20 protein-coding genes are annotated in these 20,662 nt (G+C 60.9%); 8 read left to right on the top strand and 12 right to left on the bottom strand.

Features of this window, described 5'->3' with window-relative positions; genetic code table 11:
• Positions 1–65 precede the first annotated feature (65 nt).
• On the bottom strand, positions 66–2,288 hold the full coding sequence (gene ppk1 / locus AC0IYN_RS11580; RefSeq protein WP_457239369.1) for a polyphosphate kinase 1: 2,223 nt from the start codon (positions 2,286–2,288) through the stop codon (positions 66–68).
• An 18-nt stretch (positions 2,289–2,306) separates the two neighbouring features.
• Positions 2,307–3,320 (bottom strand): porphobilinogen synthase, encoded by a 1,014-nt coding sequence (gene hemB, locus AC0IYN_RS11575; RefSeq protein WP_406599132.1) that lies wholly within the window; start codon positions 3,318–3,320, stop codon positions 2,307–2,309.
• A 207-nt stretch (positions 3,321–3,527) separates the two neighbouring features.
• Here hemB and AC0IYN_RS11570 point away from each other — a divergent pair, with 207 nt between their 5' ends.
• Positions 3,528–4,178, top strand: a complete 651-nt coding sequence (locus AC0IYN_RS11570) for a DedA family protein (RefSeq protein ID WP_457239367.1) — start codon at positions 3,528–3,530, stop codon at positions 4,176–4,178.
• Here AC0IYN_RS11570 and AC0IYN_RS11565 read toward each other — a convergent pair.
• Positions 4,159–5,394, bottom strand: a complete 1,236-nt coding sequence (locus AC0IYN_RS11565) for a sterol desaturase family protein (protein WP_406599130.1) — start codon at positions 5,392–5,394, stop codon at positions 4,159–4,161. The genes AC0IYN_RS11570 and AC0IYN_RS11565 overlap by 20 nt on opposite strands.
• Before the next feature lie 117 nt (positions 5,395–5,511).
• Here AC0IYN_RS11565 and elbB point away from each other — a divergent pair, with 117 nt between their 5' ends.
• Positions 5,512–6,177 (top strand): isoprenoid biosynthesis glyoxalase ElbB, encoded by a 666-nt coding sequence (gene elbB / locus AC0IYN_RS11560; protein ID WP_099493190.1) that lies wholly within the window; start codon positions 5,512–5,514, stop codon positions 6,175–6,177.
• Positions 6,178–6,248: 71 nt separating this feature from the next.
• On the opposite strand, the gene AC0IYN_RS11555 is transcribed toward elbB, so the two are convergent.
• Together AC0IYN_RS11555 and AC0IYN_RS11550 are read right to left on the bottom strand one after the other, a co-directional pair.
• Positions 6,249–6,704 carry a YaiI/YqxD family protein gene (locus AC0IYN_RS11555; RefSeq protein ID WP_471841484.1) on the bottom strand — a complete coding sequence of 152 codons (456 nt, stop codon included), beginning with the start codon at positions 6,702–6,704 and terminating at the stop codon, positions 6,249–6,251.
• A gap of 2 nt (positions 6,705–6,706) precedes the next feature.
• Positions 6,707–8,602 (bottom strand): FTR1 family protein, encoded by a 1,896-nt coding sequence (locus tag AC0IYN_RS11550; RefSeq protein ID WP_471841482.1) that lies wholly within the window; start codon positions 8,600–8,602, stop codon positions 6,707–6,709.
• A gap of 266 nt (positions 8,603–8,868) precedes the next feature.
• On the opposite strand from AC0IYN_RS11550, the gene AC0IYN_RS11545 reads away from it, so the two are divergent.
• Genes AC0IYN_RS11545 through AC0IYN_RS11530 form a run of 4 tightly spaced genes read left to right on the top strand, consistent with a single transcriptional unit; the run spans position 8,869 to position 12,012 of the window.
• Positions 8,869–10,263, top strand: coding sequence for a COG3014 family protein (locus tag AC0IYN_RS11545; RefSeq protein ID WP_457267898.1), 1,395 nt, complete (start codon positions 8,869–8,871; stop codon positions 10,261–10,263).
• Between the two features lie 10 nt (positions 10,264–10,273).
• Entirely contained in the window at positions 10,274–10,645 is a 372-nt protein-coding gene (locus AC0IYN_RS11540; RefSeq protein ID WP_008439304.1) for a YcfL family putative periplasmic lipoprotein, read from the top strand.
• A 35-nt stretch (positions 10,646–10,680) separates the two neighbouring features.
• Complete coding sequence (lpoB, locus tag AC0IYN_RS11535) at positions 10,681–11,268, top strand: penicillin-binding protein activator LpoB (protein ID WP_015886479.1); 588 nt, start codon at positions 10,681–10,683, stop codon at positions 11,266–11,268.
• 3 nt (positions 11,269–11,271) lie between these two features.
• Positions 11,272–12,012, top strand: coding sequence for a penicillin-binding protein activator LpoB (locus AC0IYN_RS11530; RefSeq protein ID WP_457267897.1), 741 nt, complete (start codon positions 11,272–11,274; stop codon positions 12,010–12,012).
• A gap of 137 nt (positions 12,013–12,149) precedes the next feature.
• Here AC0IYN_RS11530 and AC0IYN_RS11525 read toward each other — a convergent pair whose 3' ends face one another.
• From AC0IYN_RS11525 to AC0IYN_RS11515, 3 genes are all read right to left on the bottom strand, one after another.
• Entirely contained in the window at positions 12,150–12,782 is a 633-nt protein-coding gene (locus AC0IYN_RS11525; protein WP_028618426.1) for a LysE family transporter, read from the bottom strand.
• Between the two features lie 88 nt (positions 12,783–12,870).
• Positions 12,871–13,443: a mechanosensitive ion channel family protein gene (locus tag AC0IYN_RS11520; protein WP_028618427.1), complete on the bottom strand. Its 573-nt coding sequence runs from the start codon at positions 13,441–13,443 to the stop codon at positions 12,871–12,873.
• The gene (locus tag AC0IYN_RS11515; RefSeq protein ID WP_471841480.1) at positions 13,443–15,353 is read right to left on the bottom strand and encodes an ATP-binding cassette domain-containing protein; all 1,911 of its coding nucleotides are present in this window, start codon (positions 15,351–15,353) and stop codon (positions 13,443–13,445) included. Before AC0IYN_RS11515 ends, AC0IYN_RS11520 begins: the two co-directional genes overlap by 1 nt.
• A 50-nt stretch (positions 15,354–15,403) precedes the next feature.
• On the opposite strand from AC0IYN_RS11515, the gene AC0IYN_RS11510 reads away from it, so the two are divergent.
• Positions 15,404–15,871, top strand: coding sequence for a TIGR02444 family protein (locus AC0IYN_RS11510; RefSeq protein ID WP_471841479.1), 468 nt, complete (start codon positions 15,404–15,406; stop codon positions 15,869–15,871).
• Here the strand turns inward: AC0IYN_RS11510 and AC0IYN_RS11505 are convergent.
• Positions 15,868–17,067: an AlgP family protein gene (locus AC0IYN_RS11505; RefSeq protein WP_471841477.1), complete on the bottom strand. Its 1,200-nt coding sequence runs from the start codon at positions 17,065–17,067 to the stop codon at positions 15,868–15,870. The two genes, AC0IYN_RS11510 and AC0IYN_RS11505, sit on opposite strands and share 4 nt — an antisense overlap.
• 192 nt (positions 17,068–17,259) lie before the next feature.
• Between AC0IYN_RS11505 and AC0IYN_RS11500 the strand changes: the two genes are divergently transcribed.
• The gene (locus tag AC0IYN_RS11500; RefSeq protein ID WP_471841475.1) at positions 17,260–17,937 is read left to right on the top strand and encodes an FKBP-type peptidyl-prolyl cis-trans isomerase; all 678 of its coding nucleotides are present in this window, start codon (positions 17,260–17,262) and stop codon (positions 17,935–17,937) included.
• A 54-nt stretch (positions 17,938–17,991) separates the two neighbouring features.
• On the opposite strand, the gene AC0IYN_RS11495 is transcribed toward AC0IYN_RS11500, so the two are convergent.
• From AC0IYN_RS11495 to AC0IYN_RS11485, 3 genes are all read right to left on the bottom strand, one after another.
• A complete protein-coding gene (locus AC0IYN_RS11495) occupies positions 17,992–18,450 on the bottom strand; it encodes an Rsd/AlgQ family anti-sigma factor (protein WP_078050678.1) in 459 nt (152 codons plus the stop codon).
• A 209-nt stretch (positions 18,451–18,659) separates the two neighbouring features.
• The gene (locus AC0IYN_RS11490; protein ID WP_406598738.1) at positions 18,660–19,181 is read right to left on the bottom strand and encodes a disulfide bond formation protein B; all 522 of its coding nucleotides are present in this window, start codon (positions 19,179–19,181) and stop codon (positions 18,660–18,662) included.
• A 236-nt stretch (positions 19,182–19,417) separates the two neighbouring features.
• Positions 19,418–20,659, bottom strand: a complete 1,242-nt coding sequence (locus AC0IYN_RS11485; RefSeq protein ID WP_457267472.1) for a heme biosynthesis protein HemY — start codon at positions 20,657–20,659, stop codon at positions 19,418–19,420.
• Between the last annotated feature and the right edge of the window lie 3 nt (positions 20,660–20,662).

Genomic DNA, 20,662 nt, shown 5'->3' with positions numbered 1-20,662 from the left:
TACAGCCCACGAATAAACAAAAACGGCCCTCGAAAGGGCCGTTTTTCATGCAGCAAAGTCGAGCCTTAATTCACCGTCAGAATCGGGCTACCCAACTTCTCCAACAACGTCGCCTGCGCACTGCGCGGGTTCTGGTTGCCGGTCGGCGTGTTGCGCACGTAGCGGCCGTCCGACTGTAGGCTCCAACTGTGGGTGTTGTCGGTCAGGTAGCTTTCCAGCTCCTTCTTGACTCGCATGATCAGCTTCTTGCCCTCCACCGGGAAGCAGGTCTCTACACGCTTATCGAGGTTGCGCTCCATCCAGTCGGCGCTGGAGAGGAACATCTGCTCTTCGCCACCGTTGAGGAAGTAAAACACCCGCGTGTGTTCCAGGAAGCGGCCGATGATCGAGCGCACATGAATGTTGTGCGACACCCCGACAATGCCAGGGCGCAGGCAGCACATGCCGCGCACCACCAGGTCGATACGCACGCCGGACTGGCTGGCCTTGTACAGCGCGCGGATGATCTTCGGATCGGTCAGCGAGTTGAACTTGGCGATGATGTGCGCCGGCTTGCCGTCCAGGGCGAACTGGGTCTCGCGGGCAATCATATCGAGCATGCCCTTCTTGAGGGTGAACGGCGCGTGCAGCAGCTTCTTCATGCGCAAGGTCTTGCCCATGCCGATCAACTGGCTGAACAGCTTGCCGACGTCTTCACACAAGGCATCGTCGGAGGTCAGCAAGCTGTAGTCGGTATAGAGCTTGGCGTTGCCGGCGTGGTAGTTACCGGTGCCCAAGTGGGCGTAACGCACGATCTCACCGGCTTCGCGGCGCAGGATCAGCATCATCTTGGCGTGGGTCTTGAAGCCGACCACACCGTAGATCACCACCGCGCCCGCCGCCTGCAGGCGGCTGGCCAGTTGCAGGTTGGATTCTTCGTCAAAACGTGCACGCAACTCGATCACCGCGGTGACTTCCTTGCCGTTACGCGCGGCGTCGACCAGGGCGTCGACGATTTCCGAGTTGGCACCGGAACGGTACAGGGTCTGGCGTACAGCGAGTACGTGCGGGTCCTTGGCAGCCTGGCGCAGCAGGTCGACCACCGGGGTGAAGGACTCGAAGGGGTGCAACAGCAGGATGTCCTGCTTGCTCACCACACTGAAGATGTTCTCGCTGTTCTGCAGCAGTTTGGGGATCTGGGGGGTGAACGGCGTGTATTGCAGTTCCGGATGGCTGTCCAGGCCGGTGATGCTGAACAGGCGTGTCAGGTTCACCGGGCCATTGACCTGGTACAACTCGGTCTCGCCCAGGTTGAACTGCTTGAGCAGGTAGTCCGACAGGTGTTTCGGGCAGGTATCGGCCACTTCCAGGCGCACCGCATCACCGTAACGCCGCGAGAACAGCTCACCGCGCAGGGCACGGGCCAAGTCTTCGACGTCTTCGGAGTCCAGCGCCAGATCGGCGTTACGGGTCAGGCGGAATTGGTAGCAGCCTTTTACCTTCATGCCCTGGAACAGGTCATCGGCGTGCGCATGGATCATCGACGACAGGAATACATAGTTATCGCCAGGCCCCCCCACCTCTTCCGGTACCTTAATGATCCGTGGCAGCAGGCGCGGCGCCGGGATGATCGCCAGGCCCGAATCGCGTCCGAAGGCGTCGATCCCTTCCAGTTCGACGATGAAGTTGAGGCTCTTGTTCACCAGCAACGGGAACGGGTGAGTCGGGTCGAGGCCGATCGGTGTGATGATCGGCGCGATCTCGTCGCGGAAGTAACGACGCACCCAGGTCTTGATCTTGGTGGTCCAGTGACGGCGACGGATGAAGCGGACCTGATGTTTTTCCAGTTCCGGCAGCAGGATGTCGTTGAGAATCGCGTACTGGCGGTCCACATGGCCGTGTACCAGCTCGCTGATGCGCGCCAAGGCCTGGTGCGGCTGCAGGCCATCGGCGCCGGCTTGCTCGCGGGCGAAGGTGATCTGCTTCTTGAGGCCGGCGACGCGGATTTCGAAGAACTCATCCAGGTTGCTGGAGAAAATCAGCAGGAACTTGAGCCGCTCCAGCAGCGGATAGGACTCATCCAGCGCCTGCTCCAGCACGCGGATGTTGAATTGCAGTTGTGACAGCTCGCGATGGATGTACAGGCTGCTGTCATCCAGGTTGGTCACCGCGACCACCGGGGCCGGCGCGGGCGGCTCGACCACCACCGCAGGTGCGGCGGGCTCGTGCTCCGGCGGGGTCTCGGTGACTTGTTCAACCACCGGGTGAGCGTCTTTTACGGCAACTTCTGTGAGTCCTTCGGTATTCATCGAATGTTCCTGTGAGGGCTATTGTTGCTCTCTAAGCAATTGGGCGGCGCGGGCGGCGAAGTAGGTCAGGATGCCATCGGCCCCGGCGCGTTTAAAGGCTGTCAGGGATTCAAGGATCACCCCTTCACTCAGCCATCCATTCTGTATTGCAGCCATGTGCATCGCGTATTCGCCGCTGACCTGGTAGACGAAAGTCGGCACCTTGAATTCTTCTTTGACCCGATAAAGGATGTCCAGGTACGGCATCCCCGGCTTGACCATCACCATGTCAGCGCCTTCGGCCAGGTCGGCCGCCACTTCGTGCAGGGCTTCATGGCTGTTGGCCGGGTCCATCTGGTACGAGGCCTTGTTGGCCTTACCCAGGTTCAGCGCCGAGCCCACCGCATCGCGGAACGGGCCGTAATAGGCGCTGGCGTACTTGGCCGAGTAGGCCATGATCCGCACATTGACGTGACCGGCCAGCTCCAGGGCCTCGCGGATCGCCTGGATGCGGCCGTCCATCATGTCCGACGGCGCAACTACCTGGGCGCCTGCCGCTGCGTGGGACAAGGCCTGCTTGACCAGCGCGTCGACAGTGATGTCGTTCTGAACATAGCCGTCTTCGTCAAGAATGCCATCCTGGCCGTGGGTGGTGAACGGGTCCAACGCCACGTCGGTGATCACCCCAAGCTCCGGGAAACGCTCGCGCAGGGCACGCGTGGCGCGCTGGGCGATCCCTTCCGGGTTCCAGGCTTCGGCAGCATCCAGGGACTTGAGTTCAGACGGCGTGACCGGAAACAGCGCCAATGCCGGAATCCCCAACTCGACCCAACCGGCGGCCTCTTCAAGCAGCAGGTCAATGGTCAAGCGCTCTACACCGGGCATCGAGGCCACCGTTTCCCGACGATTTTCCCCGTCCAGTACAAACACCGGCAAAATCAGGTCGTTAGTTGTCAGCACGTTTTCGCGCACCAGGCGGCGAGAAAAATCATCACGACGATTGCGACGCAGACGGGTGGCGGGGAACAGGCGATTGGCAGGGGTAAAGCTCACGACAGACTCCTGAGCCCGGGTTCACGGGCGAGCGTTGCAGTTATAAGCGGCCATTATGACGAAGGTATGACAGTTGTGCTTAACGATGCGACCTGTAGTCGCATTCGTCGTTTATGTAGGAATTGTTCACTTCGTGACACATCTCGATACTTTCATGAATGTTCACGAAGGCGTAGGCTGCGCGTTCATTTCGCCAGCACCCAGACCATGCTTCAACAATTTCTGCATGACTTCGGCTACTTTGCCCTCTTCCTTGGGACCTTCTTCGAAGGCGAGACCATCTTGGTGCTCGCAGGCTTCCTGGCGTTCCGTGGATACATGGATATCAACCTGGTGGTCGTGGTTGCGTTTTTCGGCAGCTACGCGGGCGACCAGCTCTGGTACTACATGGGACGCAAGCATGGCCGCAAGCTGTTGGCGCGCAAGCCACGCTGGCAATTGATGGGCGACAAGGCTCTGGAGCACATTCGCAAGCACCCGGATATCTGGGTGCTGAGCTTCCGCTTCGTGTATGGGTTGCGCACCGTCATGCCGGTGGCGATTGGCCTTTCCGGTTACCCACCGATGCGCTACCTGATCCTCAATGGCATTGGTGCAGCGATCTGGGCCGCCGCCCTCGGCGCGGCGGCTTATCACTTCGGCGCCGTGCTCGAAGGTATGCTCGGCAGCGTCAAGAAATACGAACTGTGGGTATTGGGTGCATTGCTGGTACTGGGCTTCGGCCTGTGGCTGCGCCGTCGCTTCAAGAACGCGCGTATCGCCCGTGAAGCCTGTGCCGACGCCAAGGCCCGGCTTGCCGCCGAGCCCGTGCCGCTCGAAGCGCCTAAGACAGACGCCCCTAAGACACCAGTCGAGTAAACCGGCTTCTGCAGCAGTAGAGGCCGATCACGCTGAGCAAGCTGTAGCTCAGCAGGCCCAGCCAGCCCAGGTTGCTGGCCGGCCATAGCCCGATCAACGGCGCCAGCCACACCAGCGGCACGTTCAGCGCCAGCCGCAAAAGCTCAGCCTTCCACGCCCACGGCCGGTTCTCCAGGGCCACGCCCAACGTGAACAACCCCAGCGCCATCGCACTCCAGCCCAGGATCAGCGCCGCCACGGGCAAGCCTTCGCCGAAATTCATCAAATAGCTGCCAAAACCCACATACGCCGCGAACTGCAGGGCGATGTAGACCTGCTGGCGCACATCCAACGGTACTTCGAATTTGCGAAACTGGCTCAAGTCATGTTTGGCCAACGGGTATTTGGCCTTCACGTCTGCCGGGCGCCAGCCGGTGCGCATGAACCAGATGCGCAGCTTGTCCCACCCACTCTCGGTGCGCCGTGCGTCACTCCACAACTGTGCATAGAACTGCAGGTTCGCCCACAGTGGATTCCAGCTGGCCAAGGGCGTGGTCACACCGAAAATCACCGGTTCGTTGTCGTCTTCCTCCTGGAAGGTGCCAAACAGCCGGTCCCAAATAATGAACACCCCGCCATAGTTGCGATCCATGTAGAGAGCGTTTTGTGCATGGTGGGCCCGATGATTGGACGGCGTGACGAAAAACCACTCATACCAGCCGAGCTTCGGCACATGCCGGGTGTGCACCCAGAATTGATACAGCAAGTTAAGGGACGCCACGCTGATAAACACCACCAATGGCACACCTAGTACGGCCAGGGGCAGGTAGAAGATCCAACTGAGCAGGAAGCCTGTGCTGGTCTGGCGCAGTGCGGTGCTGAGGTTGTAGTCCTCGCTCTGGTGGTGCACCGAGTGCGCGGCCCACAGGATGTTGCGTTCGTGGCCCATGCGGTGCAGCCAGTAGTAGCAGAAGTCGTAGAACACAAACGCGAACACCCAGGTCCAGACGCTCTGGGCAGGCAGTTCGATGACGGCGAGATGCTTGAGGGCGAATGCGTAGGTCAACAGCCCTACGCCCTTGGTCAGCAACCCCGTGGTCGTCGACAGCACACCGGTGCTGAGGCTGTTGATGGCATCCGCCACCCGGTAGTTGCGTTCACCGCGCCAACGGTCGGCAAGCAGCTCCACGACAATCAACGCAATGAAAAACGGTACCGCGTAAGGCACGAAGTCCATGGTCTGGTCCGGTCTATTTTTGTTACATCAAGATTAGGTGCAGCGGCGCGAGATCCCATTGGCAACAGATGACAAATTAGTAGACATTTAACGCCAAGAATCCCAGGAGAAATGCCCATGAGCAAAAAGATTGCAGTGATCCTTTCCGGCTGCGGCGTATACGACGGCGCAGAGATCCACGAAAGCGTGATCACCTTGCTGCGCCTGGACCAGCGCGGCGCTCAGGTCCAATGTTTCGCACCGGACATCGCGCAATTGCATGTGATCAACCACCTCACCGGCGAAGAAATGCCCGAATCACGCAATGTGCTGGTGGAGTCGGCGCGGATCGCCCGAGGTGACGTGAAAGACATCCGCGAGGCCAACGTCGAAGACTTCGATGCACTGATCGTACCCGGCGGGTTTGGCGCGGCGAAAAACCTCTCGAACTTTGCCGTGGAAGGCGCCGGCTGCAGCGTCAACCCGCAAGTGCTGGAATTGGCCGAGGCGTTTGCCGAAGCGGGCAAGCCTGTGGGGTTGATCTGTATCTCCCCGGCCCTGGCGGCGAAGATCTATGGCCCGGGCGTGACCTGCACCATCGGCAATTGCGCCGACACCGCCGCCGCGCTGGACAAGATGGGCGCCACTCACCAGGAATGCGGGGTGGAAGATATCGTCGAAGACAAGGCACGCAAACTGGTGAGCACGCCGGCCTATATGCTCGGCAAGAACATCAGCGAGGTCGCTTCAGGGATCAACAAGCTGGTGGACCGGGTGCTGGAACTGACCCACGAGAACGACTGATTAGCCCTCTCACTGTGGCAAGTCGCTAGTTGTGGTGAGCGGGCTTGCGCCATGACGCCCACCCCACAGGCTCAGGCCTGGCGCATTAACCGCGTCAGGATCCGGTCCAGCGCATTGGCAAACGCCTGCTTCTCCTTCTCGCCATGAGGCGGTGGCCCACCCCCCATCTGGCCGTGCTCACGCAGATCAGTGAACAGGTTGCGCACTGCCAAGCGCTCGCTCATGTTCGCCGGGCTGAATTCCTTGCCGCGTGGATCGAGGGCCGTGACGCCGTTCTTCACCAAGCGGTCGGCCAGCGGCACATCGCTGCAGATCACCAGCTCGCCGGGCACCGCGTGCTCCACCAGGTAGTCGTCTGCGGCATCCGGGCCGCTGGGCACCACGATCAGCTTCACACAGGCAAAGCTCGGCTTAATCTGACTCTGCCCGGCCACAAGCACCACCTCGAACTGCCGCTTGAGGGCAAACTTCACCACCTGGTCCTTGGCTGCCCGAGGGCAGGCGTCGGCATCGATCCAGACCCGCATGCTCAAGCCACCGCCCGGCGCTTCTCGGCCAAGCGGCTGCGGCCGTACAGCACCACAATCGCCAGGATCGCCACCGCCTGTGCACTCAACGAGTACGCATCGGCGTGGATGCCCAGCCAATCGAAATCAAAGAACGCCACCGGCCGCGTGCCGAAGATTCCGGCTTCCTGCAACGCCTTCACGCCATGCCCGGCAAACACCACCGACAGCGCACACAGCAATGCCGCGTTGATCCCGAAGAACAACGCCAGCGGCAGCTTCGCCGAACCACGCAGGATCACCCACGCCAGGCCCACCAACAGCACCAGCGCCGTGGCACCACCGGCCAGCACCGCGTTGTGCCCGGCGGGGCCGGCTTGCAGCCACAGGGTTTCGTAGAACAGGATCACTTCGAACAGCTCGCGGTACACCGAAAAGAACGCCAGCATCGCAAAGCCGAACCGCCCGCCGCCGCCCACCAGGCTGCTCTTGATGTAGTCCTGCCATGCTGCTGCGTGGCGGCGGTCGTGCATCCACACGCCGAGCCACAGCACCATCACGCTGGCAAACAGGGCCGTGCAGCCTTCCAGCAATTCGCGCTGGGCACCGCTGACGTCAATCACATACGCCGCCAACGCCCACGTCGCCAGACCCGCCAGCAACGCCAGGCCCCAACCCACGTTGACGCTGCGCACCGCCGACTGCTGGCCGGTGTTGCGCAGGAACGCGAGGATCGCAGCCAGCACCAGGATCGCTTCGAGGCCTTCACGCAGCAGGATCAGCAAGCCGGAGATGTAACTCAACGACCAACTCAGGCCATCACTGCCCAGCAAGCCGGCGGATTCGGTGAGCTTGCCCTTGGCCACGTCCAGCCGTTGTTGCACCTGCTCGACCGGCAAACCGTCCTGCAACGACTGCCGGTAGGCCATCAGCGCCTTCTCAGTGTCCTTGCGCACGTTGGCGTCGACGTTGTCCAGGGAGCTTTCAACCAGCTCGAAACCTTCCAGGTACGCGGCCACCGACAGGTCGTAGGCCTGCTCATGATCACCGTTTTGGAATGCCGCCAGGCTCTTGTCTAGGGTGGTGGCGGTGTAGTCGAGCAACTGCGCCGGGCCACGCTTGACCTGTGGCGGTTGCGCACGCTGGGCACGGAACGTCGCAGCGGCCGCCGGACCGCTTGCGGCCAGCACTTCATTGGGGGTCTGGCGAGCCAGGTCGGCGAGGTTGAACGGTTGCTCGCTTTTCGCGTCGGCCGGGTCAGCGGTGAAGCTGGCAATGTAGGTGGCCAGGTCCCAGCGCTGACGGTCGTCCAGTTGGTCGGCGAAGGACGGCATGTCGGTGCCTTCGACACCCAGGCCGAGGGTGTTGTAGATCGCGTAGAGGCTCAGGCGATCCAGGCGCACGGCGTCCCGCAGGTTGGCGGGCGGCGGCGTCATGCCCACGCTGGCTGGGCCATCACCGGCACCCGCTGTGCCATGGCACACCGAGCAATGCTGGGCGTAGAGCGGCGCACCGCGCGTGGGATCAGGGGTGATCGCCGGGGCCTGGCTAACTTCATAGGCCACGGCCAACTGAGCGCCCAATTGACGGGCCTGGCGAGCGACTGTCGCGCCGTCCTGATGGGCAGTTACAGCCGCTAACAGTTCGTCGACGCCTTTGACCAACGCCGCGCGCTCCGGGCGTTGCGGCAGTTCTGCCACCAAGCCCTGTAACACGCCGAGAAACTCCAGTTGTTCGCGGTATTCGGATTCGTCGATAACCTTGCCCGCCTCCACCGTCGGAGGATAGTCAGCACCAATGTAGTCCAGCAAATGCAGGGCTTGTGGGGCGCCCTCGGCAGTCGCGGCCAACAGGTTGAAGCTGCACGACATCAACGCCGGCAGCATCAGCCAGGCGAGAAAACGGAAGGGGGCAGTCATGAACGAATCTCAAAGGGAAATACGAAGTAACACATTGTTGAGGTTTAAGAGGTTTGACTCAAGGCGTAAGTGATTTGTCGTAGGTGAAGGCGGGGAATTCAGGAGCAGATGGTGGCTCTTTAGTCGACTTGATCGAGGCAAAAAGCCATTGTTTTGCCAGTAATGACGCTTATAATGCCGCGCCCTGTTAGTGCGAAAGGGAATTTCGTTCCTCGTTTTTATGAGGAATAACCACATTGGTTGATACGTTCAGGGAAGAAGTCTGCATGGCATTTCGCGCCTTACCTTCGCTCGCGCTCGCAGCGGTGACCTTGTTGTCCGGCTGTTCGATGTTCCGCAGCTATGACACCGAGCTGCAAGCAACCAATCAGCAACTGGTCACCGGCAATGTCGATGCCGCCCTGACCCTGCTGGAAAAGAACAACACCGGCGATGACAAGGACTTGCTCTATTTCTTCGAAAAGGGCGAATTGCTGCGTGCCAAGGGTGACTTGGCCGGCAGCCAGACCGCCTGGCGCAGCGCCGACCTGCAAGTCTACAAGTGGGAAGAATCGGTCAAGTTTGACAGCGCCAAGTACCTTGCCCAGTTCGGCAGCTTCCTGGCCAACGACAAGGTGCGTCGCTACGAAGGCTATGACTATGAAAAGGTCATGCTGACCACGCAGATGGCCCTGAACCTGCTGGCCCTGAACGACTTCGACGGCGCGCGCACCGAAATCAAGAAGACCCACGAGCGCGAAGCGGTGATCGCCGACCTGCGCGACAAGGAATACCTCAAGCGCGAGGACGAAGCCCAGCGTGAAGGCGTGACCACCCAGATGAAAGACCTGCGCGGCTACCCGGTGGAAGCCCTGGACGCGCCGGAAGTGGTCGGACTCAAAAACAGCTACCAGAGTGCGTTCAGCCACTACCTGGCCGGCTTCGTCTACGAAGCCCTGGGTGAAAAAGACCTGGCAGCCCCCGGCTACCGCAAGGCCGCCGAACTGCGCCCCAACACGCCCTTACTGGAAAAGGCGCTGCTGGACCTGGACAAATCCAAGGTCGGCGCCGATGAAACCGACGTATTGATCGTGGTGCAGAGCGGCCTGGCACCGGCCCGCGACTCCATTCGCCTGCCGCTGCCGATCCCGATCAACGGCAATCTGGTGATCACCCCACTGTCGTTCCCGGTGATCAAGGCTGATACCTCGACCGCGCCCTTCGCGCAGATTGGCGTCGACGGCCAGCAACAGAACCTCACCGCACTCAACAGCACTACGGCCATGTCCCGCCGCGCCCTGCGCGACGACATGCCAGGCATCATCCTGCGCACCACCGTGCGTGCAGTCACCCGTGGCGTGGCGCAAAACAACCTAAACAAGACCAACCCCATGGCGGGCCTGGTATTGGGTATCGCCTCGGCCGTCACCGAAGGCGCCGACACCCGCACCTGGCGCACCCTGCCGGACATGACCCAGGTGACTCGCCTGCGCCTCAAGCACGGCGAGCATCAGGTCAGCCTGCCCAACGCCCTGGGCGGCACGCTGGTGACGGTCAAGGCCGATCAGCGTTACCAGGTCATCACCCTGCGCGTGGTCGGCAACCAGGTATTCGCCGGCGGCCTGGCCGCCCATGTGGTGCCAAGCACCGCCAACCAGGCCATCGCCCTCAAACAACCTTAAGGAGCACGCTATGCGTCATTTCATCCTCGGCGCCCTCGCGCTGGTCCTGCTGGCCGGCTGCGCCACCCCGCCGCCACCGGAACCCGGCAGCGCCGCGAGCAAAATCGTGGTGATGGGCAAGTTCAAGGGCATTGCCGTCGGTGCCATCCGTGTGGCCCGCGAAAACGGCTTCCTCACCGCCAAGGTGCAGTTGAGCAACATCACCAGCAGCAACCAGATGATGTACTACCGCTTTGCCTGGCTGGGTGCCGACGGCTTCCCGGTGGGCGACGAAGAAACCTGGAAAGTGCTGAACCTATACGCCAACCAGGCGACCTTCCTGCCTGCGATTGCCAATTTGCCGCAGGCGGCGGACTTCCGTCTTGAAGTGAAAACCCCTTGAGCCGTCCATCCTTTTTGCTGCTGAGAGATTTCCCAATGTTTGCACGCTTCTCGATCCTTGCCGTCGTCGCCGTCCTGGCCAGCGGCTGCGCCAACACCTCCCCGGTCCTGGGCGGTAAGAACATCAGCTACGGCGACACCAAGGCCGTGGAACTGGTGACCAACGAGTTCGGCTCCACCGACCTGCAGATGATCGCCGAAAGCATGACCCGCTCCCTCGCCCAGTCCGGCATCCTGCAAGGCCGCCCGGTGGTGCAGGTGTACGACGTGAAGAACAAGACCAGCGAGTACATCGATACCCGCGAAATCACCACGTCGATCAAGACCCAGCTGATGAAGACCGGCACCGCACGCTTTGCCAGCGACAACACCGACATGCAGAGCCAGGTTGACCAGCTCAAGCTGCAGAACCAAAGCGGCCTGTACAAGAAGTCGACCGTCAGCAAGACCGGCAACATGGTCGCCGCCAAGTACCGCCTGGAAGGCTCCATCAGCTCCATCGTCAAGCGCAGCTCGGACTACAAGGACGTGTTCTACAAATTCAGCCTGCAGCTGATCGACGTCGAGAGCGGCCTGGCCGAATGGATGGACGAAAAAGAAATCCGCAAAACCACGGAGCGCTAAGCAATGCGTGCATGGATCGGCATGATCGGCCTGCTGTGCGCCTTTGGCGCCTCGGCCGCCCCGAAGATCGCGGTAACCGACCTGGCCTACGAGGCGCGGGTCGAGGAATACATCCACCAGGTTTCGGCGAGCAACAACTTCCAGGCAAGCGCCTACCACGCCAGCGGTGCGTCGAACTACAGCGAGTACGAAAGCCGTACCAGCTACATCGAACAGACCGAGCTGCGTAAATTCAGCGGCGATATCAAGGGCGAGATTCTCAAGTCCCGGCAGTTCCAGCTGGTGCAAGGCACGCCTTACACCGCCGATGCCAAGGGTGACGTCTACGACGTGATCAAGCGCATCAAGGCCGGTAACTTCAAGGGTGCAGACTACGTGCTGTTCGGCACGCTGTCAGACATCGACTTCACCCAGGACATCAACGCCCTGGACCATACCAACAGCTATTCGGCCGTACTGGGCCTGACGCTGGTGGCCGATTTCAGCCTGATCAACACGCGCACCTACGAAATCACCTCGGCGTTTACCGCCATGGGTGAAGGCCAGGACACTAAGCTGGTGAACAGCCGTGACGTACGCGTAAGCCTGAACCGGCCGCGCGTGGTCAAGGAAGTGTCGAATGCCTTGGGTAAGGATGTGGCCAGGCAATTGGCGGAACAGTTGGGTGGCGGGTATCAAGAGCCTGGCCAACCGCCGCTGCGCAACAACCTGCCAAGGGATGAAGCGCCAAGAATCCTGCGCTGAAACCCGATTTCACAAGCAACACAAACCAATGTGGGAGCTGGCTTGCCTGCGATAGCATCACCGCGGCGTATCAGTTAAACCGCGGCGCTTGCATCGCAGGCAAGCCAGCTCCCACATTTTTGATCCGGTTTTGGCAGTTAAGCTGTGGCGCGATGCAAGCTGGCCAGGAAGCCCGCAGCGCCGACAAACAACCCGGCAAACGTACGGTTCATGCGCTTCTGCTGCTTAGGCGTACGCAACAGTCGCAACACCTTCGACGCCAGCCCCGTATACCCTGCCATCACGACCATATCGACGCAGATCATCGTCGCGCCCAGGATCAGGTACTGGATCAGCAGCGGCGCCTGCGGGTTCACGAACTGCGGCAGCACCGCCAGCATGAACACCAGTGCCTTGGGGTTACTGGCATTGACCAGAAAACCACGGAACATCATCGCCATCGGCTTGCCGATCGGGCGCACCGCCGCGTCATCGGTCATGTCCATGGGCAGGGCGCGCCATTGCTTGATGGCCAAGTACACCAGGTACGCCACGCCAAACCATTTGATCGCATAAAAGGCGGTAGAGGACGTCGCCAGAATGGCACCCAGGCCGCAAGCAACCACAGCTATCTGCATCGCCAGGCCCAGTTGCAGGCCGATGGCATTCCAGTAACCGCGCAGGAAACCGTATTGCAGGCCACTGGACATCGAGGCGATGGCGCCAGCACCAGGAGAAAGGGAGATGATCCAACTGGCCAGGAAAAAGGCCAGCCACGTATCGAGTGCCATTACACACCTCAGGAGGGAGTTTGCTGTTGTGCCTTAAGCTAACTCCGCCGACCAAAGGATGGCTATAGATTTTTACAAGATGTGAATGCTAGCGGTCGCCCGGAAACACGTGGGTACCTGGCCAACGCCGCACCGAGCGCTGGAAGAACAAGCTGTTGGGCACTTGCACCATCGCGCTGTCGGTACCGGCCTCTGCCACTTCAACCAGCGTGGTGTAGAGCAGGTTGATCGCCACGACCCGGCCCTTCACGCCAGGTTTGTCGACGGTATCCACCAGTTCGACGATATCGCCGAGGCGAAACGGCCCGACGGTGAAGATCAGAATGGCGCACAGCAGGTTGGACAGTACCGACCACATGGCGAAGAACGCCACTGCGGCGACCGCCACAAACCCCGACAGCGCCGTCCACAATACCGTGGCAGACACCCCCAGGCGGCCCAGCACAAAGATCAGCGCACTGCCCATGATCAACCAGCGCAGGCCACCGCGTAGCGGCATCAGCAGTTGTGGCGGGAACGGGTAACGCTCACCCAGGCGCGTCAGGCCCTTGGCGACAAAACGCTGGGCGAGGTAGCCGGCCAGCAGGATCAGCAGGATTTGCACGCCGACCCACACGGGTTCGACCCACTGCGTCGGTATAGGCAGCTGCAACGCTTCCATCAGGACAGCGCCTCCAGCTCCGCTTGCAGGGTTTCGAGCAGCTCGAGGGCTTCCATCCAGGTTTCCTCCAATTGCCCTTCACGCACCTTGAGCTTGGCCTGTTCGGCCAGCAGGTCGCGCAATTCATCCTTGCGGGCAGCTTCGTAGATGGCGCTGTCGCCCAGGCTGGTCTCGATCTTGGCCAGGCGCTCGTGCACCATGCCCAACTCGGCTTCCAGCTTATCGGCTTCACGCTTGTGCGGCGCCAATTGTTGGCGCAACGCAGCGGCAGCCTGACGCTGGGCTTTCTTGTCGGTCTTGTCGGGGTTGACCGGGGTGTTGCTGACCGGCGCGTTGCGCAGGCGGTAATCCGTCAGCCAGCGCGCGTAGTCATCCAGGTCACCGTCGAATTCTTCGACTTTACCGTCGGCCACCAACAGGAAGTTATCCGTGGTGCTCTTGAGCAAGTGGCGGTCGTGAGACACCACCAGCACCGCACCGCTGAACTCTTGCAAGGCCATGGTCAGCGCCAGGCGCATTTCCAGGTCCAGGTGGTTGGTCGGTTCATCGAGCAGCAGCAGGTTCGGGCGGTCCCAGGCGATCAGCGCCAGGGCCAGGCGGGCTTTTTCGCCGCCGGAGAAGTTCAGCACCGGCTCATCGATGCGCGCGCCACGGAAGTCGAAGCCACCCAGGAAGTCGCGCAGGGTCTGCTCGCGCTCGGTCGGCGCCAGGCGCTGCAAGTGCAGCAATGGGCTGGCCTTGGAGTCCAGGGAGTCCAGTTGGTGCTGGGCGAAGTAGCCCACCACGGTGTTCTCGCCACGGGTCAGGCGGCCGGACAGGGGCGAAAGCTCGCCGGACAGGTTCTTGATCAGCGTCGACTTGCCCGCACCGTTAGGCCCGAGCAATCCGATGCGTGCACCTGGCGTGAGTTGCAGCTTCACTTTTTCCAGGATGGTTTTGTCGCCATACCCCAGGCGCGCATCGGAAAGGTCCAGCAAGGGGCTGGAGATCTTCACCGACTCGCGGAACACGAAGTCGAACGGCGAATCAACGTGAGCCGCCGACAGCTCCTCCATGCGCTCCAGGGCCTTGATCCGACTCTGGGCCTGACGGGCCTTGGTGGCCTGGGCCTTGAAGCGGGCAATGTAGCTTTCCATGTGCGCGCGCTGCGCCTGCTGCTTCTCGTAGGCCTGTTGTTGCTGGGCCAGGCGTTCGGCACGGGCGCGTTCGAATGCGGTGTAGCCGCCACGGTAGAGCGTGATTTTCTTCTGTTCGACGTGGGCGATGTTGTCGACCACGGCGTCGAGGAAATCCCGGTCGTGGGAGATCAGCAGCAAAGTGCCCTGATAATTCTTGAGGAAGTCTTCCAGCCACAGGATCGCATCGAGGTCCAAGTGGTTGGTCGGTTCGTCGAGCAGCAACAAGTCCGACGGGCACATCAGCGCCTGCGCAAGGTTCAAGCGCATGCGCCAGCCGCCGGAGAAGTCGGCGACCGGGCGGTCCATTTGTTCGTTGGTAAAGCCAAGGCCGGCGAGCATCTTGCGGGCGCGGGCGTCGGCGGTGTAGCCGTCGGCGCTGTCCAACTCGGAATGCAGGCGGGCCTGGGCGGCGCCGTCCTGGGCTTTCTCGGCCTCGGCCAGGTCATGTTGCACCTGACGCAGGCGCAGGTCGCCATCGAGCACGTAATCGATCGCGATGCGGTCCAGGGTGTCGATCTCCTGGCGCATATGGGCGATGCGCCAGTCGGCCGGCAGCAAGCAATCCCCGGAGTCTGGAGTCAGCTCGCCCAGCAGCAAGGCGAACAACGTGGATTTGCCGGCGCCGTTGGCACCGATCAGGCCGGCTTTGTGACCGGCGTGCAGGGTCAGCTCGGCGTCTTCGAGAAGACGTTGCGGGCCACGCTGTAATGTTAGGCTTTGAAGTCGGATCATAATGGCGGCGGAGTCTACCAGCTTCGTTGGCCGCTGGCTTGGGTGTGAATATGTACGCTGACCTGTGGAGCTTTGCCCTCACGACTTATGCCCGTCCGGGCGTCGAATCCGCTTGCCTGCGCTTGCAGGAACACGGCGCAGACGTGTGCCTGTTGCTGTGTGGTGCCTGGTTGGAGCAGCGCGCTGTGGCAGCAACCTCCGAGCGCCTGCAAGCGCTGAAACAGATTGCCCGGCCTTGGCAGACACAGGTGATCGAACCGTTACGTCAAATACGCACGCACTGGCGCGGCATGGCGCAGCAGGATGAAGCTCTGGCGGGGTTGCGCGAGCGGGTCAAGGCCCTGGAGTTGGACGCCGAACGACAGTTGCTGATGCGACTGGAAGCACTGGCGCAAACGTGGCCGACTGGCGATGCGATGGATCAGCGGCGGTGGCTGGAAGGACTGGCGGCTGAGGATGCCGCCAACCTTGACCCCGGCGCGCTGCAGCAGCTGCGCGCCGAGGTCACCAGCACTTAGGAAGCGCTGGTTGGGGGGGTGCTTGACGCTGTCGGAGCAGGCGTGCTGCTGGCCGGTGCAGTGGGTGCGGTGGACGCTGCCGGGGCGGCAGCAGGTGTTGCTGGCTTGGCCGGTGCTGGTTTTGCAGCAGCTGGCTTTGCAGCAGCAGGTTTAGCAGCTGGCTTAACGGCTGGTTTTGCAGCCGCAGGTTTAGCGGCTGGCTTAGCGGCTGGTTTGGCAGCAGCGGGTTTAGCAGCTGGCTTAGCGGCTGGTTTTGCAGCAGCAGGTTTAGCAGCTGGCTTAGCGGCTGGTTTTGCAGCAGCGGGTTTAGCAGCTGGCTTGGCGGCTGGTTTCGCAGCAGCGGTTTTAGCAGCTGGCTTGGCGGCTGGTTTTGCAGCAGCGGGTTTAGCAGCTGGCTTGGCGGCTGGTTTGGCAGCAGCGGTTTTAGCAGCTGGCTTGGCGGCTGGTTTCGCAGCAGCAGTTTTGGCAGCAGGCTTGGCGGCTGGTTTCGCAGCAGCGGTTTTGGCAGCTGGCTTGGCGGCTGGTTTCGCAGCAGCGGTTTTGGCAGCTGGCTTGGCGGCTGGTTTTGCAGCAGCGGTTTTGGCAGCTGGCTTGGCGGCTGGTTTTGCAGCAGCGGTTTTGGCAGCAGGCTTGGCGGCTGGTTTTGCAGCAGCGGTTTTGGCAGCAGGCTTGGCGGCTGGTTTCGCAGCAGCAGTTTTGGCAGCAGGTTTCGCTGCGGCTTTAGCCGGTGCCTTGGCAACAACAGCTTTGCTCGCGGGCTTCTTAGCCGCGCTCGCTGCAACAGCTTTGGCAGGGGTACGAGCGCCCAGCACTTTAGCCACGGCTTCTTTCACACGACCAACGCCCTGTGCCAGTTTCAGGCTTTCCTGAGCATCTTTTTTGAGTTGGGAAATGTAGGCGCGGGTTTCAGCTTGGCGATCCTTGAGGGCGTCCAGCAGGTCCTCAAGTTCTTTGACAGCGTCTTTGGCTTTGGCTTGAGCCTTGGCCTTGCCGGCAGTAGCGGCGTCTTGCAGTTTGGTGCGGGATTTGTGCAGCTTTTCTTGCGCTTTACCGCGTTGTTTTTCCAGCTTGGCGAGCAGCTTTTCTGCATCGGCCAACGCTTGGGAACAGGCGCTTTCCAGATGTTCGAGCAAGCTGCCCGAAAGTTGTTGGAGTAAATGCAACGGGGTATTAACAGGCTTCTGTTTGGCCGACATGGTTTACCTCCTGGCTGACGTGGGTGCGGCTCATACTAGCCCTCTGCTCTTACCGCCGCTAGGGCATGTTGACAGTATCGTTTGCCTTGCGTTGCACCGCGCGAAAATTCTTATCGATATAACGAAAACACGCGGGACTTTTTACCCGTTCACACTGGCATAATCCGTCGCACTTTCGGCGGGAGAATACCCATGTCGCGTTACCTTTTTCTTGTGCTTGGTCTAGCAATATCAGTGGCCAATGCGAGCGAGCAATCGCGGGCAAAAACCACTGAACAAAACCAACATGACCTCGCCTACAGCCTGGGTGCGAGCCTCGGCGAACGCTTGCGCCAGGAGGTTCCGGACCTGCAGCTGCAAGCGTTGATCGACGGCCTCAAGCAAGCGTATCAAGGCAAGCCATTGGCACTGGACAACGCACGCATCGAGCAGATTCTTGCCCAGCACGAAGCACAGAACGAAGCCGATACGCAGGCACCGCAAAGCGAAAAAGCACTCGCGGCCGAACAACAATTCCTGAGCAAGGAAAAAGCCGTAAAAGGCGTGCGCGAATTGGCGGATGGAATACTGCTCACCGAACTCACTCCCGGCACTGGCGAGAAGCCAGCGGCCAGCGATCAAGTCCAAGTGAAGTACGTGGGACGATTGCCCGATGGGACGGTGTTCGACCACAGCACACAACCCCAGTGGTTCCGCCTGGACAGCGTGATCAGCGGCTGGAGCAGTGCATTGCGGCAGATGCCAGTGGGCGCGAAATGGCGCCTGGTGATCCCCTCAGCCCAGGCCTATGGTGCCGACGGTGCCGGCGAATTGATCCCGCCCTATACCCCTCTGGTGTTCGAGATCGAGTTGCTCGGTACCCGACACTGAGGCCATAAAAAACGGTGCGTCATGCGCACCGTTTTTTTGTATCGCGATCGAGCTTCAAGCCTGCGTAGCAGACTCTTCCTTGTGAGCGTTATGCAGCACTTCGATCAAGCAATCTTCCAGTTCGAATCGCTCATGCAGCAGTGCACCCAATTCTTTGAATTTTGCTGCAACACAGTTTCCGGCATCACACAGGTCGGTGAAGGCCAGCAGCTTCTCGGTGATGACATCGATGCGTGGGTAAATGGTCTCAGCCAAGTCCAGGCCACGCTGATCGTCAAAGGCTTCGGCCTCCTTGGTCAGCTGTTCGTAGACGCCGAAATGGCCGGCTGACACGTAGTCCACCAACACACCGCAGAAATCCTGCAACGGTTCACGGTTCTCCGCCAGTGCCTCGGGCTTGGCGCCGAGAGCATCAAAGGCCCGAACCAGTTCGTGACGTGCCTTCAGCCAGCTGTCGATCAGCTTGTGCACCCCACCCCAGCGTTCCTGAGCATTCTGACAACTTTCCAGCATGATGATCTCTCTTCCCTATAGGGGCGCTGCCGCCTGGTGCCCGCGCAACACTTCAAGGATAAAGCAGCAACCGGACAAGGCCGCATCGAACAAACGGTTTCAATAACACGTGCGGGCCAGATTATGCCCGCATGACTATGGCTTCAAGGTACGCAGGACAGAAAGTTCATACAAGTGTTTAATCCCGTCCTACAAAATGCGACCCGCTTTCAGTGCCTCGCCGGGCGCAAACGTTGGCTCCACAACAGCCGTGAAAATTGCAGGGCGCCCAGGATCAACATCCCGACGAAGAACAGCAGGCTCCACTCCGGCAGGCTCAAATCAAACAGCGTCCAGTTGATCTCCACGCAATCAACCGTGCCTTTGACCGTCAATTGCAGGGCCTGCCAAAGCGACAGGTTTTCGATCATGAAGTGCAGGCTCGGCCAGCAGTCAGCGGCCTGGTCCGGTGCGGCGTTTTGTAGCAATACCTGGCGCACGGCAGTCATCGCACCGAGCAACGCAAAGCCCATGCTCGCCAGCCCGTACAGGCAGAGAACAGAACGCTTGGGGTTATGCAGGGCAGCGACCAGGTTGATCAAGGTGAAAGCGGCGAGGAATACCCGTTGCATCTGGCACAGGAAGCAAGGACGCAGCGAGGCGCCAAATTCCAGGTAGAAAGACGCGCCCAACGTCAGCACACCTGCCAGGAACGCAAGGAAAAACAAGGAGCGTGAGGGGGCCAAAGACATGCTTTATCCGCATCGCGAAAGATAGGTCGCTACGGTAGAGGAAAGGCCTGACCGCTTTCAATACATGCTGGAGCAGACGATTCCGCGAGAGGGTAAGGACTTCCCACCAGAAGATGGAGGACTTTAGGCCATTGAGCGTCGGACTTTACCCACAAACGCTCTAACGCAGCGATTTTGGAGCTCATGAAGGTTGGCGGCCGGATATATCCGCGCCAACCCTCGTCGGCATTCCTACCTCAAGCGCGAGCCGGGACAGGCAGCGGTGACGCCAGCAGACGGTTATCCAGCAGCCCAAGGCCCTCTTGGAACAGCTGATTACTGCGCTCGGTATCACCCAACTGGGCCAACAATCGCGCCAGCTCGGCGCAGGCTTCAGGATTGCGTTGCACCTGCAGACTGCTTTCCAGGTAATCCCGCGCCTTGCCCCACAAGCTGTTTTGCAAACACAGGCGGCCCAGTGTCAGCAGCAGGCTGGCATCGCCTGGGTGGTCCTTGAGCCAACCCTCGGCAAACTTCAATTGCCGGGCTGGGTCACTGCCACGCAACAGGCCATATAGCCGGATCAGGTGGCTGTCGTAGCCGCGCTTGATCGCGACACGCAACGCTTCTTCAGCCTTGGCATCGGCGCCCAATTGGCGCAATTGCTCGGCGTAGGCCAGCACCAATTGCGGCTCCTGGCGCTGGGCAGAAGTGAGTTGTTGCCAGGCCCGCTCAAGGGACTGCAAGCCGGCTTCGCCCTGCTCTTCGCGTTGGGCGGCGAGGCTCAGGTTCTCACCCCAGGCACGGCGCTCAAGCTCGGCCAGTTCGCTGGCGGGCAGCACTTTGTCCTTGCGCAGTTCCGGCAGCAGGCGAATCACCGACGACCAATCACCGCGCTGCTGATGCAGGCGTTGCAATTGACGCAACACCTGCGCGTTATGGGGATGACGTTCGTGCATTGCCTGCAAGGTGATCAGTGCACCGTCGCTGTCGCCACGGTCCAATTGCAGTTGCGCATGGCTCAAGGCAACCGCCAGCTCGGCCTGGGGTTGACGCTCCAAGGCGCGCTCCAGCAGGCCGTCGGACTCTTCATACCGCCCCTGCTCATTCGCGGCACGGGCCGCGCCGAGGTAGTACAGCAGTGGCTGACGCTCGGCTTCGGCGGCTCGGTGCAGGTGGCGCTCGGCGCTGGCCCAGCGGCCTTCGGCGAGGTCCATCTGGCCTTGCTCGATGGCGATCTGCACGCGACGACTGCGATTACGTCGCGACCACGGGTTGACCACACCACCGGACGTGGTAACCAGGCTCACCAGTACGCGGATCAGGTAGATGGCCAAACCGAAGGCAAATACCGCCACCACAGTTGCCCAAAGGCTCGATTCGTAATGCAGCACATGCGGGTAGGTAATCAGCACGTAGCCGGTGTGTTTCGAAATGCCTACTGCCAGCGCCAGCGCGATTGCAATCGCCAGCACCAGGATCACATAGAAACGTTTCATCGG

The organism is Pseudomonas sp. AC112 (assembly GCF_979253545.1).
Note: the sequence above shows the minus strand (reverse complement) of the source record. Positions and strands in the feature narration are given on the sequence as shown.

What these genes read in the sequence shown, in the direction of transcription:
- ppk1 (WP_457239369.1), bottom strand. Translation starts at nt 2,288, where the DNA reads ATGAATACCGAAGGACTCACAGAAGTTGCCGTAAAAGACGCTCACCCG.
- AC0IYN_RS11570 (WP_457239367.1), top strand. Translation starts at nt 3,528, where the DNA reads ATGCTTCAACAATTTCTGCATGACTTCGGCTACTTTGCCCTCTTCCTT.
- AC0IYN_RS11565 (WP_406599130.1), bottom strand. Translation starts at nt 5,394, where the DNA reads ATGGACTTCGTGCCTTACGCGGTACCGTTTTTCATTGCGTTGATTGTC.
- elbB (WP_099493190.1), top strand. Translation starts at nt 5,512, where the DNA reads ATGAGCAAAAAGATTGCAGTGATCCTTTCCGGCTGCGGCGTATACGAC.
- AC0IYN_RS11555 (WP_471841484.1), bottom strand. Translation starts at nt 6,704, where the DNA reads ATGCGGGTCTGGATCGATGCCGACGCCTGCCCTCGGGCAGCCAAGGAC.
- AC0IYN_RS11550 (WP_471841482.1), bottom strand. Translation starts at nt 8,602, where the DNA reads ATGACTGCCCCCTTCCGTTTTCTCGCCTGGCTGATGCTGCCGGCGTTG.
- AC0IYN_RS11545 (WP_457267898.1), top strand. Translation starts at nt 8,869, where the DNA reads ATGGCATTTCGCGCCTTACCTTCGCTCGCGCTCGCAGCGGTGACCTTG.
- AC0IYN_RS11540 (WP_008439304.1), top strand. Translation starts at nt 10,274, where the DNA reads ATGCGTCATTTCATCCTCGGCGCCCTCGCGCTGGTCCTGCTGGCCGGC.
- lpoB (WP_015886479.1), top strand. Translation starts at nt 10,681, where the DNA reads ATGTTTGCACGCTTCTCGATCCTTGCCGTCGTCGCCGTCCTGGCCAGC.
- AC0IYN_RS11530 (WP_457267897.1), top strand. Translation starts at nt 11,272, where the DNA reads ATGCGTGCATGGATCGGCATGATCGGCCTGCTGTGCGCCTTTGGCGCC.
- AC0IYN_RS11525 (WP_028618426.1), bottom strand. Translation starts at nt 12,782, where the DNA reads ATGGCACTCGATACGTGGCTGGCCTTTTTCCTGGCCAGTTGGATCATC.
- AC0IYN_RS11520 (WP_028618427.1), bottom strand. Translation starts at nt 13,443, where the DNA reads ATGGAAGCGTTGCAGCTGCCTATACCGACGCAGTGGGTCGAACCCGTG.
- AC0IYN_RS11515 (WP_471841480.1), bottom strand. Translation starts at nt 15,353, where the DNA reads ATGATCCGACTTCAAAGCCTAACATTACAGCGTGGCCCGCAACGTCTT.
- AC0IYN_RS11510 (WP_471841479.1), top strand. Translation starts at nt 15,404, where the DNA reads ATGTACGCTGACCTGTGGAGCTTTGCCCTCACGACTTATGCCCGTCCG.
- AC0IYN_RS11505 (WP_471841477.1), bottom strand. Translation starts at nt 17,067, where the DNA reads ATGTCGGCCAAACAGAAGCCTGTTAATACCCCGTTGCATTTACTCCAA.
- AC0IYN_RS11500 (WP_471841475.1), top strand. Translation starts at nt 17,260, where the DNA reads ATGTCGCGTTACCTTTTTCTTGTGCTTGGTCTAGCAATATCAGTGGCC.
- AC0IYN_RS11495 (WP_078050678.1), bottom strand. Translation starts at nt 18,450, where the DNA reads ATGCTGGAAAGTTGTCAGAATGCTCAGGAACGCTGGGGTGGGGTGCAC.
- AC0IYN_RS11490 (WP_406598738.1), bottom strand. Translation starts at nt 19,181, where the DNA reads ATGTCTTTGGCCCCCTCACGCTCCTTGTTTTTCCTTGCGTTCCTGGCA.
- AC0IYN_RS11485 (WP_457267472.1), bottom strand. Translation starts at nt 20,659, where the DNA reads ATGAAACGTTTCTATGTGATCCTGGTGCTGGCGATTGCAATCGCGCTG.